Origin of the sequence: Burkholderia sp. HAN2018 (genome assembly GCF_024704855.1) — a bacterium.
Taxonomy (GTDB): domain Bacteria; phylum Pseudomonadota; class Gammaproteobacteria; order Burkholderiales; family Burkholderiaceae; genus Burkholderia; species Burkholderia cepacia.
The window spans coordinates 1-13207 of the sequence record NZ_QOBB01000085.1 but is presented as its reverse complement, the minus strand read 5'-3'; the positions used below and the strand labels follow the sequence as shown (position 1 = coordinate 13207).

14 protein-coding genes are annotated in these 13207 nt (G+C 68.7%); all 14 read left to right on the top strand.

Annotated features, from left to right (window positions below; genetic code table 11):
• The first annotated feature begins 31 nt into the window (after positions 1-31).
• Positions 32-805, top strand: coding sequence for an SDR family NAD(P)-dependent oxidoreductase (locus tag DPV74_RS21140; RefSeq protein ID WP_119337904.1), 774 nt, complete (start codon positions 32-34; stop codon positions 803-805).
• 772 nt (positions 806-1577) lie between these two features.
• The gene (locus tag DPV74_RS21135) at positions 1578-2255 is read left to right on the top strand and encodes a hypothetical protein (RefSeq protein ID WP_027791761.1); all 678 of its coding nucleotides are present in this window, start codon (positions 1578-1580) and stop codon (positions 2253-2255) included.
• A 396-nt stretch (positions 2256-2651) separates the two neighbouring features.
• On the top strand, positions 2652-2888 hold the full coding sequence (locus DPV74_RS21130; protein WP_021159426.1) for a hypothetical protein: 237 nt from the start codon (positions 2652-2654) through the stop codon (positions 2886-2888).
• On the top strand, positions 2821-3291 hold the full coding sequence (locus DPV74_RS21125) for a type II toxin-antitoxin system VapC family toxin (RefSeq protein ID WP_175755016.1): 471 nt from the start codon (positions 2821-2823) through the stop codon (positions 3289-3291). The genes DPV74_RS21130 and DPV74_RS21125 overlap by 68 nt, the downstream gene beginning before the upstream one ends.
• A gap of 199 nt (positions 3292-3490) precedes the next feature.
• Positions 3491-4387, top strand: coding sequence for a VOC family protein (locus DPV74_RS21120; protein WP_119337903.1), 897 nt, complete (start codon positions 3491-3493; stop codon positions 4385-4387).
• Positions 4388-4396: 9 nt separating this feature from the next.
• A complete protein-coding gene (locus DPV74_RS21115) occupies positions 4397-5290 on the top strand; it encodes a CoA transferase subunit A (protein ID WP_119337902.1) in 894 nt (297 codons plus the stop codon).
• A 10-nt stretch (positions 5291-5300) separates the two neighbouring features.
• Positions 5301-6098: a CoA-transferase subunit beta gene (locus tag DPV74_RS21110; RefSeq protein ID WP_119337901.1), complete on the top strand. Its 798-nt coding sequence runs from the start codon at positions 5301-5303 to the stop codon at positions 6096-6098.
• Positions 6099-6106: 8 nt separating this feature from the next.
• A complete protein-coding gene (locus DPV74_RS21105; RefSeq protein WP_059697339.1) occupies positions 6107-7027 on the top strand; it encodes an enoyl-CoA hydratase in 921 nt (306 codons plus the stop codon).
• Positions 7024-8133, top strand: coding sequence for a nitronate monooxygenase family protein (locus tag DPV74_RS21100; RefSeq protein WP_119337900.1), 1110 nt, complete (start codon positions 7024-7026; stop codon positions 8131-8133). The genes DPV74_RS21105 and DPV74_RS21100 overlap by 4 nt, the downstream gene beginning before the upstream one ends.
• A 19-nt stretch (positions 8134-8152) precedes the next feature.
• The gene (locus DPV74_RS21095) at positions 8153-8968 is read left to right on the top strand and encodes an enoyl-CoA hydratase family protein (RefSeq protein WP_034196055.1); all 816 of its coding nucleotides are present in this window, start codon (positions 8153-8155) and stop codon (positions 8966-8968) included.
• On the top strand, positions 8965-10134 hold the full coding sequence (locus DPV74_RS21090) for an acyl-CoA dehydrogenase family protein (protein WP_119337899.1): 1170 nt from the start codon (positions 8965-8967) through the stop codon (positions 10132-10134). The genes DPV74_RS21095 and DPV74_RS21090 overlap by 4 nt, the downstream gene beginning before the upstream one ends.
• Positions 10135-10169: 35 nt before the next feature.
• Positions 10170-11240, top strand: a complete 1071-nt coding sequence (locus tag DPV74_RS21085) for an acyl-CoA dehydrogenase family protein (protein WP_119337898.1) — start codon at positions 10170-10172, stop codon at positions 11238-11240.
• Positions 11237-12388 (top strand): acetyl-CoA C-acetyltransferase, encoded by a 1152-nt coding sequence (locus tag DPV74_RS21080; RefSeq protein WP_027791727.1) that lies wholly within the window; start codon positions 11237-11239, stop codon positions 12386-12388. Before DPV74_RS21085 ends, DPV74_RS21080 begins: the two co-directional genes overlap by 4 nt.
• Before the next feature lie 41 nt (positions 12389-12429).
• A partial coding sequence (locus DPV74_RS21075) for an SDR family oxidoreductase (RefSeq protein ID WP_119337897.1) occupies positions 12430-13207 on the top strand: 778 nt, incomplete at its 3' end.

Sequence of the window (13207 nt, the reverse complement as noted above, 5' to 3'; positions counted from 1 at the left end):
CGCCGCCGCCGTACACGAACGGGATGAACGCATGAACGACAACGGGTTTCCGCAGGGTGCGGTGCTGGTGTTCGGCGGCAGCGGCGGGATCGGGCAGGGTGTCGCGCTCGAGTTCGCGCGGGCCGGCGTGCCGGTCGCGGTGGGCTACCGCAGCAAGGCCGACGTGGCCGAGCGGGTCGCGCGCGACATTCGCGGCGAGGGTGTCGCGGCCACCACGCACTGCGTGGACGTGACCGATTCCGCACAGGTCGACGCCGCGCTCGCGGCCGCGATCGGCGCGCATGGCCGCGTGCACACGGTGGTCTGGGCGGCCGGGCCGTTCGTGAACCAGCGTCATATCGGCGACATGACACACGACGACTGGCGCCGCGCGATCGACGTCGAGACGATCGGCTTCTTCGTCGCGGCGAAGGCCGCGCTGCCGCACTTCCGTGCGTCGGGCGGCGGATCGTTCGTGACGCTCGGGTCGGCCGGGCATCTGCGCTGGCCCGAGCGCGACGGGCTGTCGGTCGCACCGAAGGCGGCGAACGAGGCGCTGGTGAAAGGGCTGGCGCGCGAGGAAGGGCGCTACGACATTCGCGCGAATTCGATCCTGGTCGGCGTGATCGAGGCCGGGATGTTTCCGGTGCTGCTCGAACAGGGGCAGTTCGACCAGGCGTGGATCGACGAGACGCAGAAGATGCTCGCGCTCAAGCGCTGGGGGAAGGCGCACGATGTCGGGCGGGCGGCGGTGTTTCTGGCGTCGGATCGGGCTGGTTACATTACCGGGCAGCAGTTGAATGTTTCCGGTGGGTATGGGTTGTAGCGGCACGCCGAAGTGGCAAATTCATTCGGACAACCGTATCTGAACGGTCGGTAGTTTTGCGCGCGGATATCGCGCGCCATCCCTTCCGAAAATCATCGACGACGCGGGCCGATATACCGATCGGCTCGCGTATCGCATCTGTGCCGGGCTCGGACAGATGGATGCGCACGCATCGGTATTCACCCTGCCTCGTCACGTACGATCGCGCATCGGCATCGCGTGCGCCCGGCAAAAGGTCACACTTTTGCAACGCTTTTCCGACGTATTCCTCTGCACACGATTGATCGTCGTGGCGACGCGCGTGCGCTGACGGCCGTCCGGCCTCGATCCACAGGCGCTGCGCGATCGACGCGCAATTCCGCCAATCGCGCCTTTCGGCTCGGCGCGCCGGATACGGATACGTTCCTGAAACATTTCCCCACCATTGCGCCCCGCGTTGCCGCCTGTGCGACGCGGACACGCTTTTCCCGCTTCGATTTGCGCCGCATGGCACGTGCCTTGCGGTTGACCCGGTGCCGCTGGTGCAAACGAATTTCGCGAGAACGACGAACGCGTCGGCGGCATGCAACGACATCGAAACAAACGGGGAATCGGATCGGGCCGCGGGCGTCGCCTCTCGCGACATACCTGCCGCGCATGTCGTATCGGTCATGCGCATGGGCAACGTGTTCCCGATCCGTCGAACAGCAAGCGTGCTTGCAAGGTGTCGTGCCGGGGTTCGCATCACGCACGGCGACGCAGGCCGCATGCGTTGGCGAGGCGCGCCCGGCACATGTCGGGGGAGGCGCCCGTGAAAACGACAGTTAACCAATGGGCATTCGTCGCGGTGGTGTTCGCCGCGAGTGCGCATGCGCAGGAAATCTACCTGCAGGGCGGCACGCAGGGCGTCGGCATCGGCGCGGCCGTGAGCTTCAATTCGATGCTCGGTGCGCATGCGGATTTCAATGCGATCGATCTTTCGCATGACTTCACGGTGGCCGGCAATCGCTACCAGGACGACCTGAAGCTGCGCCAGGGAGGCTTGTACGCGGACATCTTTCCGTGGCGAGGCAGCGGCTTCCGCGCGACGCTCGGGCTACGCTTCAACGACGACGAGCTTCGCGGCGTATCGGTGCCGACCAATGGCACTTACGTGTTCGGCGGCAAGCGTTATCCGGCGCGGCCGGGGATGTACGCGGTGGCCGAAGCGCGCTATCCGACCGTGATGCCGTACTTCGGGATCGGCTACGGGCACCGGCCGGCGTCGAAAGGGCTGGGATTCGTCGCCGACCTCGGCGTTGCGTACGGGATACCGAAATGCTCGTACACGCTGTCGCCGGAGCTGGCGGCCGCGGCCGGGCCCGTGAAGAGCCAGATCCTGGCCGCGAGCGGGCTGGATTCGCTGCGGCAGGTGATGTCGCGCTACCGGTGGTATCCGGTGTTGCAGATCGGGATTTCGTATCGGTTCTGAGCGGCGGGGCGTCGTTGCGTGTGCCGGGCGGGGAATGGCCGGCATCGCCGGTACGGGCGGGCCAACGGATGTCGGCACGGGAGGGCCGACGACCCTCGCGAGCACCGCGCGCGGAGTCGGTGAATGCAGCCGTCCCGCATCGATCGGCGCGCGCCCGCGCAGGCCGTTCAGCCGTGACTAGCCGATCGGCTGTCTTCCCCGCCGTTTCGATCCGGCTTACCTTTCAAACAGCAGTTCGACGTGTCGGGCGAGCGGCGCATGCCGAAAGGGTTCATGCGGCCCGTTGCCGTTCGCTGACGCCAACCACCGTCCTCCTTCCGTTGTTGGCGATGATAGCAATGATTGCAATTCCCGGTCATGGCGCTATCATTGATATCAATCCGGATGGAGGGAACCATGGCAAATCTACTGGTGCGTAACGTGGATGACAATATCGTTCAGAGCCTGCGCGAGCGGGCTGCGGCAAATGGCCGGAGTGCCGAGGCCGAACATCGGGCCATTCTGGCCGATGCGCTCGGCCGGCCGAAGCGAAAGACATTTGCGCAAGTGCTGATGAGCATGCCCGATGTCGGCGAAGACGCGGATTTTCAACGTATTCAGGATTCCGGCGAGGCCAGGCGTGTATTTGATTGATACCAACGTCATCAGTGAAATCAGGAAGGGCAAGCGAACCAACCGTGGCGTGCGGGCGTTCTTCAGGCAGGCCGCGGCGGACGCCAGCCCGCTTTACCTGTCCGTCGTGACAGTTGCTGAACTTCGCCGCGGCGTCGACCTGATCCGTCATCGCGGCGATCACCCCCAGGCGTCGGCGCTCGAGGCGTGGGTGGCAACCATCCTGGCCGGCTATGCACCGAACATCCTGCCGGTCGACATCGAGATCAGCCAGACGTGGGGGCATTTGCGCGTGCCCGATCCGACGCACGAACTCGACAAGCTGATCGCGGCCACCGCGCTGATCAACGATCTCACCGTGGTGACGCGCAACGTCGCGGATTTCGCCCGCACCGGCGTCAGGTTGCTGAACCCGTTCGACTGATCCCGGTTGCCGCGTCGCGGCAACCTGTACCGGCTCTCCGTCTCCTTCCGCAGGCATGGCCCGTTCCGCCGGGCTGCCGCGCGCGTCTGCGCCGCTCCGATTCCCCGCCGCCTCTCGTCCCAACAGACGATGTAACACCACCCCCGACCGGCCAGAATCCTTTCACGAACAACGGATTCTGAACCAGGAGGAGGCCGACATGATCGATGTCCGTGCGCTTGGCTATGTCGTCGTCGAGGCGACGCGCGTCGATGCGTGGCGCCGCTACGCGGAAGACGTGCTGGGCATGCAGGCGCTCGACGCGCCCGACGGCGCGTTGTACCTGAAGATGGACGAGCGCGATTTCCGCTACGTGATCGTCCCCGGCGCGGCCGACCGCTATTTCGCGTCGGGCTGGGAGCTGCCCGACGGCGCCGCGTTCGACGCCGCGCTGGCGGTGCTGCAGCGGGCAGGCGTCGAGCCGATCCGCGCGACGTCCGCTGAAGCCGCGCTGCGCCGCGTGCAGGCGATGGCGTGGTGCACCGACCCGTCCGGCAACCGTCACGAGCTGTATTGGGGGGCGCGCTGCGATTTCCGCCGTTTCGTGTCGCCGCTGGGCGTCGCGCACTTCGTCACCGGCGACATGGGGCTCGGCCACGTGGTGCTGCCCGCGCCGCAGTTCGACGCGACCGACGCGTTCGTGCGCGGCGTGCTCGGCTTCGAGCTGTCCGACATCTATCGCGTGAAATTCACGCCCGATCCCGCCGAACCCGAAAAGCGCATCCACTTCATGCACTGCCGCAACGCGCGCCATCACAGCCTCGCGCTGTTCGAGATGGCCGTGCCGTCGGGCTGCGTGCACGTGATGGCCGAAGTCGACTCGATGGACGAAGTCGGCCGCGCGCTGGATCGCGTCGCCGCGCACGACGTGAAGATGTCCGCGACGCTCGGGCGTCACTGCAACGACCAGATGATCTCTTTCTACACGAAGACCCCCGGCGGCTTCGATCTCGAATACGGCTTCGGCGGCCTCACGGTCGACTGGTCGAAGCACGCGGTGTTCGAGGCCACGAAGGTGAGCCAGTGGGGCCACGATTTCAGCATCGGATACCGGTGAGCCAGCAGGATGACGATGAAATCTCTCGACAAGACGATGTCCGCGCGCGACGTGGTCGCGCAACTCGCCGACGGCATGACGATCGGCATCGGCGGATGGGGGCCGCGGCGCAAGCCGATGGCACTGGTGCGCGAAATCGCGCGCTCGAACCTGAAGGACCTGACGATCGTCGCGTACGGCGGCGCCGATGTCGGGCTGCTGTGCGCGGCCGGCAAGGTACGCAAGGTGGTGTTCGGCTTCGTGTCGCTCGACGTGATCCCGCTCGAACCGCAATTCCGTCGTGCGCGTGAACAGGGCCGCATCGACGTGCTGGAACTCGACGAAGGGATGCTGCAGCTCGGCCTGCGCGCGGCGGCCGCCCGGCTGCCGTTCCTGCCGACGCGTGCCGGGCTCGGCACCGCGCTGCTCGATCACGCGCCGCAACTGCGCACGGTGCAGTCGCCGTACGACGACGGCGAAACGCTGCTCGCGATGCCGGCGATCGACCTCGACGCCGCGCTGCTGCACGTGAACGCGGCCGACCGGATGGGCAACACGCGCATCGACGGCCCCGATCCGTTCTTCGACGCGTGGATGGCACGCGCCGCGCAGCGTTGCTACGTGTCGGCGGAAACGGTCGACGCGTCGCTCGCGAGCGAAGACCTCGACGCAGCGAAACGCAATCCGTTCGAGCGCTCGCTCGTCACCGGCGTCGTGCACGCGCCGGGCGGCGCACACCCGACGTCGTGCGGGCCGGCCTACGGCTGGGACCTGCCGCACCTGCGCGCGTATTGCGCCAGTGCGGAAGACGATGCGAAGACGGCGGCGTACCTGCGCGACGTGGTCGGCCAGGACGAACGCCAGTACCTCGAAGGCGTCGGCGGGCTGTCGCACGTGACGACGCTGCCGTTGCCGATTCTGTAAAGGAGCGCCTGTGAGCGAATCTCTCGACCATTCCCTCGCGGAACTGATGATCGTCGCGTCCGCGCGACTCTGGCGCGACGACGGCGAAGTGCTGGCGACCGGCATCGGCACGGGCCCGCGGCTCGCGGCCGGCCTCGCGCGGCTTGCGTACAACAACGGGCTGATGCTGACCGACGGCGAAGCGTATCTCGTCGAGGAGCCGGTGCCGCTCGGCCCGCGCCCCGACGGCTACCGCGTGAAGGCGAGCGGCTGGATGACCTACGAACGCGTGTTCGACTGCCTGTGGCACGGCCGCCGCCATGCGCTCGTGATGCCGACGCAGATCGACCGTTTCGGCCAGGCCAACATCTCGTGGCTCGGCGACGACTACGCGCGCCCGAAAACCCAGCTGCTCGGCGCGCGCGGCTTCCCCGGCAACACGACGAACCACGCGAACTCGTTCTTCGTCAGCGGCCACGGCAAGCGCACGTTCGTCGCGGGCGAAGTCGACATGGTGTGCACGGTCGGCCACAACCCGGCGCGCCGGCTGCCCGGCATGAAAACCTTCGTCGACCTGCGCAGCATCGTCACCGACCTGTGCGTGATGGATTTCGGCGGCCCCGACCACGCGATCCGCGTGCGCTCGCTGCATCCGGGCGTGAGCTTCGACGAGGTGCAGGACGCGACGGGCTTCCCGTTGATCGCGCATCCGGAGCTCGGCACGACGGCCGCGCCGAACGCGGAAGACCTGCGCATCGTGCGTGCGCTCGATCCGCACAACCTGCGCGCGACGATCGTGCGCAACAATCCGGCGCCGCGCCGGGGATGAGGTCCTACATGGAAGCGACCCAGATGACGTTCGGCGACGGTGTCGTCGACTACGCGGTCGACGGCGGCATCGCGACGATCACGATGAACCGCCCCGAGTATCACAACGCGCAGAACTCGAAGATGACGTATGCGCTCGACGCGGCGTTCCGGCGCGCGGCGCACGACGACGCGGTGAAGGCGATCGTGCTCGCGGGCGCCGGCAAGCATTTCTCGGCGGGCCACGACATCGGCACGCCGGGCCGCGACATCCACGAGTCGTTCGATCGCGCATCGCTGTGGTACGACCACGTCGACAAGGACGGCGGCGAATTCCTCTATGTACGCGAGCAGGAGGTCTACCTCGGGATGTGCCGGCGCTGGCGCGACCTGCCGAAGCCGACGGTCGCGATGGTGCAGGGCGCATGCATCGCGGGCGGGCTGATGCTCGCGTGGGTGTGCGACCTGATCGTCGCGTCCGAGGATGCGTTCTTCGCCGATCCGGTCGTGCGGATGGGGATTCCGGGCGTCGAGTATTTCGCGCACGCCTACGAACTGAACCCGCGCATCGCGAAGGAATTCCTGTTCCTCGGCGAACGGATGCCGGCCGAGCGTGCGTACCAGATGGGGATGGTCAACCGCGTCGTGCCGCGCGAACGTCTGCACGACGCGACCTATGCGATCGCCGCGAAGATCGCGACGATGCCGCGCCTCGGGCTCGCGCTGACCAAGCAGGCACTGAATCACGTCGAGGAACTGCAGGGCAAGCGCGCGGCGATGGATGCGGCGTTCGCGTGGCATCACTTCGCGCATGCGCACAACGAGCTCGTGAGCGGCGACCGTCTCGGCGGCTACGACGCGCGCAGCATGGCCAGTTCGCAGCGTCAGCCGAACGGCGTTGATCGCGGCGACGCGCCCGCACCGGTCGCCGTCAACGGAGCGGCCGCATGAGCACGACGCTTCAGACGCTTCAAAGCCCGCTGCATACGCCTTTGTGCGACCTGCTCGGCTGCCGTTATCCGATCGTGCAGACCGCGATGGGCTGGGTGGCCGACGCGCGGCTCGTCGCGGCGACCGCGAACGCCGGCGGCTTCGGCTTCCTGGCCGGCGCGACGCTCGAACCCGAGCAGGTCGAGGCCGAGATCCTGAAGGTGAAGTCGCTGACGGACAAGCCGTTCGGCATCAATTTCCACATGTTCCAGAAGAACGCGCAGCAGGTCGTCGAGCTGGCGATCCGGCACCGGCTGCGCGCGGTGAGCTACGGCCGCGGGCCGGATGCAAAGACGATCCGCCGCTTCAAGGACGCCGGCGTCGTCTGCATGCCGACCGTCGGTGCACCGAAGCATGCGGTGAAGGCAGTCGAGCTCGGCGCGGACATCGTGACGGTGCAGGGCGCGGAAGGCGGCGGCCACACGGGCTCGGTGCCGACCACGCTGCTGCTGCCGAAGGTGCTCGACGCGGTGCGGGTGCCGGTGGTCGCGGCCGGCGGGTTCTTCGACGGGCGCGGGCTGGCTGCCGCGCTCGCGTACGGCGCGGCCGGCATCGCGATGGGCACGCGCTTCCTGATGAGCGCCGAATCGCCGGTGCCGCGCGAGACGCTCGAACGCTACGTCGCGGTCGGCGACCCGGCACGCATCCGCGTGTCGGACGCGCTCGACGGGCTGCCGCAACGGATGATCGACAACCCGTACCTGCTGAAGCTCGAGCGCTTCGGCCCGCTGCGCCGCACGCTGTTCGCGCTGAAGACGGCCGACGCATGGCGGCGCCAGAACGGCCTGAGCACGGGCGACATGCTCGGCCTCGCGATCAAGGCGCTGCGCTCGCACGACTACACGGCGAGCCAGACGCTGATGGCGGCGAACGCGCCGTTCCTGATCCAGCGCGCGATCGTCGAGGGCCGCCCCGATGAAGGCGTGCTGCCGAGCGGCCAGGCGGCCGCGATGATCGGCGCGATCGAACCGTGCGACGCGCTGATCGCACGGATCGTCGCGGAAGCCGGCGAGCGACTCGACGCACTGGCCGCGCTGCGCGGCACGGCGGCAGCGCAGGCCGCATGAACAACATCACAGGGAGGCAATGGAGATGACAGGATCCAACCAACCGGCCGGCGCGATGCCGTTCCGGATCGATCGCGCCGACGGCATCGCCGAGCTGGTGATCGCCCATCCGCCCGTGAACGCGCTCGACGCGCAGGGCTGGCATGCGCTCTCCCGCGCGCTCGATGCGCTCGGCGAGGACGACGAGGTCCGCGTGATCGTCGTGCGTGGCGAAGGCCGCGGCTTCTGCGCGGGCGTCGACATCAAGGAACTGGCCGCGCATCCGGAGCGGATCGTGGCGGTCAACGCGGGCAATTACGAGACGTTCCGCGCCGTGCACCGCAACCCGAAGCCGGTGATCGCGGCCGTGCACGGTTTCGTGCTCGGCGGCGGGATCGGCATCTGCGGCGCGGCGGACATCGTCGTCGCGGCCGACTGCGCACGCTTCGGCGTGCCCGAGATCGACCGTGGCGCGATGGGCGGCGGCGCGCACCTGCAGCGGCTGTTCGGCGTGCAGAAGGTGCGCGCGATGTACTTCACGGGCGAGATGATCGACGCGGCCGAAGCGTACCGGCTCGGCGCGGTCGAGCAGGTCGTGACGCGCGACACGCTGCGCGACGCGGCGCTCGCGCTCGCCCGCAAGATCGCGGACAAGAGCCCGGCGATGGTGCGGCTCGCGAAGGAGGCGCTGAACGGCGTCGAGGACGGCGACCTCGAGGACAAGTACCGCTGGGAGCAGGGCTTCACGCTGCAGGCATACATGACGAACGATTCGACCGAAGCGCGCGCCGCGTTCGTCGAGAAGCGCGACGCGCGTTTCGATGCGCAGGCCACCGTCGAGGAGGCACGCGCATGAACCTGACCTACACGCCGCAGCAACAGGCGTTTCGCGCGGAGATCCGCGAATGGCTCGCCGCGCACGTGCCGCGCGAGCGGCTGCCGAGCTTCGACACCGAGGAAGGCTTCGCCGCGCACCGCGAATGGGAGCGCACGCTGCACTCGGGCCGCTGGAGCATGGTCACGTGGCCGCGCGAGCTGGGCGGGCGCGGCTGCGACCTGATCGAGTGGCTGATCTTCGAGGAAGAGTACTGGCGTGCCGAAGCGCCGATGCGCGTGAACCAGAACGGCATCTTCCTGCTCGGCCCGACGCTGATGGATTTCGGCACCGCGGAGCAGAAGGCGCGTTTCCTGCCCGCGATGGCGGCCGGCGAGCACGTATGGGCGCAGGGCTGGTCGGAGCCGAATGCAGGGTCCGACATGGCCGCGATCCGCACGACGGCTACCCGGATCGGCGACGAATACGTGTTGAACGGCCAGAAGATCTGGTCGACGCGCGCGGTGTGGGCCGACTGGCTGTTCGGGCTGTTCCGCAGCGACCCGGAATCGTCACGCCACCACGGGCTCACGTTCCTGATGGTGCCGCTGTCCGCGCCGGGCATCACGGTGCGGCCGATCCGCCAGCTGAACGGGCAGACGGGCTTCGCGGAAATCTTCTTCGACGACGTGCGCGTGCCGGTCGAGAACCGGCTCGCGGCCGAAGGCGCGGGCTGGCAGGTCGCGATGGCGACGGCCGGCTTCGAGCGCGGGCTGATGCTGCGTTCGCCCGCGCGCTTCCAGCGCACCGCGCAGGCCCTGCGCGACCTGTATCTCGCCCACCGCGACAGCGCGGATCGCGATCCGACGCTGCGTGAGCGCGTGGTGCAGGCGTGGATGGATGCGCAGGCGTATGCGCTGTCGACCTACGCGACCGCGAGCCGGCTGCTGAAGGGCGGCCATATCGGCGCGGAGTCGAGCACCAACAAGGTGTTCTGGTCGGAACTCGACCTGCGCATGCACCAGACCGCGCTCGACATTCTCGGCGCGCACGGCGAGGTCGTCCCGCAGACGGCCGCGCAGCACGCGACGCTCGGCCACTGGCTCGACGGCTTCCTGTTCGCGCAGGCCGGCACGATCTACGCGGGCACCAACGAGATCCAGCGCAACATCGTCGCCGAACGGATGCTCGGCATGCCGCGCGCATGACGGCGCCGGCGCCACCCTCACTGAACGGACATCGTATGGATTTCGTATTCGATGAAGACCAGGAAGCGCTCGCGGACAGCGTGAAGCGCCTTCTGATGACCGAGATGACGCCCGAGCTGATCCGCGAGCTCTGGGCCACGCCGACCGGGCGTTCGGACGACCTGTGGGCGCTGTTCGCGTCGCAGGGGCTGACCGCGGTGTCGGTGCCCGAGGCGCACGGCGGCCTCGGCCTGAGCGAAGCGGAATGGGCGCTGCTCGCGCAGACCTACGGTTACTTCGGCAGCCCCGAGCCGCTGCTCGACACGGCGCTCGTCTCGGCCGGCGTGCTCGCGCGGCTGCCGGCGAGCGACTGGCGCGACGCGCTGCTGCGCGACATCGCCGAAGGGCGCGCGCGCGTCGCGCTCGTGCATCCGGTGAACCCGTATGCGGCCGACGTGCACGTCGCGCAAGCGCTCCTTTGCGAGCACCGTGGCGAGCTGCACCGCGTCGATCCCGCGCAGTGTGCGTGGCGCGCGGTGGACAGCGTCGACCCGTCGCGGCGGCTGTTCACGCTCGACTGGGAGCCGTCGGCGGCCACGCGCATCGCAAGCGCCGACGAAGCCGCGCCGCTGCTGGACCGTGCGCTCGACCACGGCGCGTTCGCGGTCGCCGCGCAACTGCTCGGCCTCACGCAGCGCGTGCTCGACGTCGCGATCGACTACAGCGCGCAGCGCAAGCAGTTCGGCAAGGCGATCGGGTCGTACCAGGCGCTCAAGCATCTGCTTGCCGATGTCGCGATCCGCTACGAGTTCGCGCGGCCGGTGGTCGCGCGCGCCGCGCAGGCGATCGCCGACGATCACCCGCAGCGCGCGGTGTTCGTGTCCCACGCGAAGCTCGCGGCGACGTCGGCCGCGCAGCTCGCCGCGCGTCACTCGATGCAGGTGCACGGGGCGATCGGCTACACGTGGGAGCTCGACCTGCAGATCTTCATGAAGCGCATCTGGGCGCTCTCCGGCAGCTGGGGCGACAGCGCGTTCCACAAGGCCCGCGTGGCCGACGCGATCCTCGGCGACGCGTTGCCGATCGGCCCCGCGCAGACCTTCGACCTCGAGGAAACCCGTCAATGAAACAAGCCTATATCGTCGACGCGCTGCGCACGCCGACCGGCCGCCGCAAGGGCGGGCTCGCGCACGTGCATGCAGCCGACCTCGGCGGCTTCGTGCTGAAGACGCTCGTCGAGCGCAACGCGATTCCCGCCGACGAATACGACGACGTGGTGTTCGGCTGCGTCGACACGATCGGCCCGCTCGCGGGCAACATCGCGCGCACCTGCTGGCTCGCGGCCGGGTTGCCGCTGCAGGTGCCGGGCGTGACGGTCGACCGCCAGTGCGGCTCGTCGCAGCAGGCCGTGCATTTCGCCGCACAGGCCGTGATGAGCGGCGTGCAGGACGTGGTGGTCGCGGGCGGCGTGCAGACGATGACGCAGATCCCGATTTCGTCCGCGATGACCTGCGCGGCGCCGCTCGGCTTCGACGACCCGTTCTCGGGCAGCACCGGCTGGCGCGCGCGCTTCGGCGATGCGCCGGTGTCGCAGTTCGTCGCCGCGCAGCGGATCGCCGATCACTGGAACCTGTCGCGCGACGCGATGGAGCGCTATGCGCTCGAAAGCCACCGCCGTGCGGTCGCCGCGATCGAGGCCGGGCATTTCAAGCGGGAAATCGTGCCGCTCGAAGGCGTGCTGCACGACGAGACGCCGCGCCCCGACACGTCGCTGGAAAAGATGGCGACGCTCGAACCGCTGACGCCGGGCGGCTCGCTGACGGCCGCCGTCGCGAGCCAGACCTGCGATGCGGCCGCCGCGCTGCTGATCGTGTCGGAGGACGCGTTGAAGCGCTACGGCCTCACGCCGCGTGCGCGCATCCATCACCTGAGCGTGCTCGGCGACGATCCGCTGTGGATGCTCACCGCGCCGATCCCGGCGACCCGGGCCGCGTTGAAGAAGAGCGGGCTCGACTGGTCGCAGATCGACGTCGTCGAGATGAACGAGGCGTTCGCGTCGGTCGCGCAGGCGTGGCTGGCCGATACGCGTTTCCCGCATGAAAGGACCAACCCGAACGGCGGCGGCATCGCGCTCGGCCATCCGCTCGGCGCGACCGGTGCGCGGCTGATGACGACGCTGCTGCACGAACTGGAACGCACCGGCGGCCGGTACGGATTGCAGACGATGTGCGAGGGCGGCGGCCTCGCGAACGTCACGATCATCGAGCGCCTGTGAGCGCGTCACTTTCACGATCTCACGATCCACGAGGCACCAGCATGGGAATCTGTAACGGACGCACCGTCATCATTACCGGCGCGGGCGGCGGGCTCGGGCGCGAATATGCGCTCGCGTTCGCGGCCGAAGGCGCGGCGGTCGTCGTCAACGACATCCGGCACGAGGCCGCGCAGGCCGTGTGCGACGAGATCGCACGACACGGCGGCAACGCGCTTGCGAATGCGGACGACATCACGCGCGTCGAAACGGCGCAGCGGATCGTCGACGCGGCCCGCGAAGCGTTCGGCGATGTGCACGTGCTCGTCAACAACGCGGGCATCTGCCGCGACAAGATGTTCACGAGCATGACCGAAACCGACTGGGACGACGTGATGCGCGTGCATCTGCGCGGCCACTTCTGCCTGTCGAGCGTGCTGGCGCGCGTGTGGCGCGATGCCGCGAAGGCCGGCCACGCGGTCGACGCGCGGATCGTCAACACGAGTTCCGGCGCCGGCCTGCAAGGCTCGATCGGCCAGTCGAACTACGGCGCGGCGAAGGCCGGCATCGCCGCGCTCACGCTGATGCAGGCGGCCGAGCTGCAGCGCTACGGCGTGCGCGTGAACGCACTCGCGCCGGCCGCACGCACGTCGATGACCGAAGGCGTGTTCGCCGACATGATGAAGAAGCCCGAGGACGGCGGCTTCGACTATTTCGACCCGGCCAACGTCGCGCCGCTCGTCGTGTGGCTCGGCAGCGCGCTGTCGGCCGACGTGACGGGCCGCGTGTTCGAGGTCGCGGGCGGGATGATCGCGGTCGCGGAAGGCTGGCGCACGGGCCCGA

Bases quoted from the DNA above. Each gene is read 5' to 3' on its own strand.
- DPV74_RS21105 (WP_059697339.1), top strand. From the start codon at position 6,107: ATGGAAGCGACCCAGATGACGTTCGGCGACGGTGTCGTCGACTACGCG.
- DPV74_RS21140 (WP_119337904.1), top strand. From the start codon at position 32: ATGAACGACAACGGGTTTCCGCAGGGTGCGGTGCTGGTGTTCGGCGGC.
- DPV74_RS21115 (WP_119337902.1), top strand. From the start codon at position 4,397: ATGACGATGAAATCTCTCGACAAGACGATGTCCGCGCGCGACGTGGTC.
- DPV74_RS21085 (WP_119337898.1), top strand. From the start codon at position 10,170: ATGGATTTCGTATTCGATGAAGACCAGGAAGCGCTCGCGGACAGCGTG.
- DPV74_RS21095 (WP_034196055.1), top strand. From the start codon at position 8,153: ATGGAGATGACAGGATCCAACCAACCGGCCGGCGCGATGCCGTTCCGG.
- DPV74_RS21080 (WP_027791727.1), top strand. From the start codon at position 11,237: ATGAAACAAGCCTATATCGTCGACGCGCTGCGCACGCCGACCGGCCGC.
- DPV74_RS21120 (WP_119337903.1), top strand. From the start codon at position 3,491: ATGATCGATGTCCGTGCGCTTGGCTATGTCGTCGTCGAGGCGACGCGC.
- DPV74_RS21125 (WP_175755016.1), top strand. From the start codon at position 2,821: ATGTCGGCGAAGACGCGGATTTTCAACGTATTCAGGATTCCGGCGAGG.
- DPV74_RS21100 (WP_119337900.1), top strand. From the start codon at position 7,024: ATGAGCACGACGCTTCAGACGCTTCAAAGCCCGCTGCATACGCCTTTG.
- DPV74_RS21130 (WP_021159426.1), top strand. From the start codon at position 2,652: ATGGCAAATCTACTGGTGCGTAACGTGGATGACAATATCGTTCAGAGC.
- DPV74_RS21135 (WP_027791761.1), top strand. From the start codon at position 1,578: ATGTCGGGGGAGGCGCCCGTGAAAACGACAGTTAACCAATGGGCATTC.
- DPV74_RS21090 (WP_119337899.1), top strand. From the start codon at position 8,965: ATGAACCTGACCTACACGCCGCAGCAACAGGCGTTTCGCGCGGAGATC.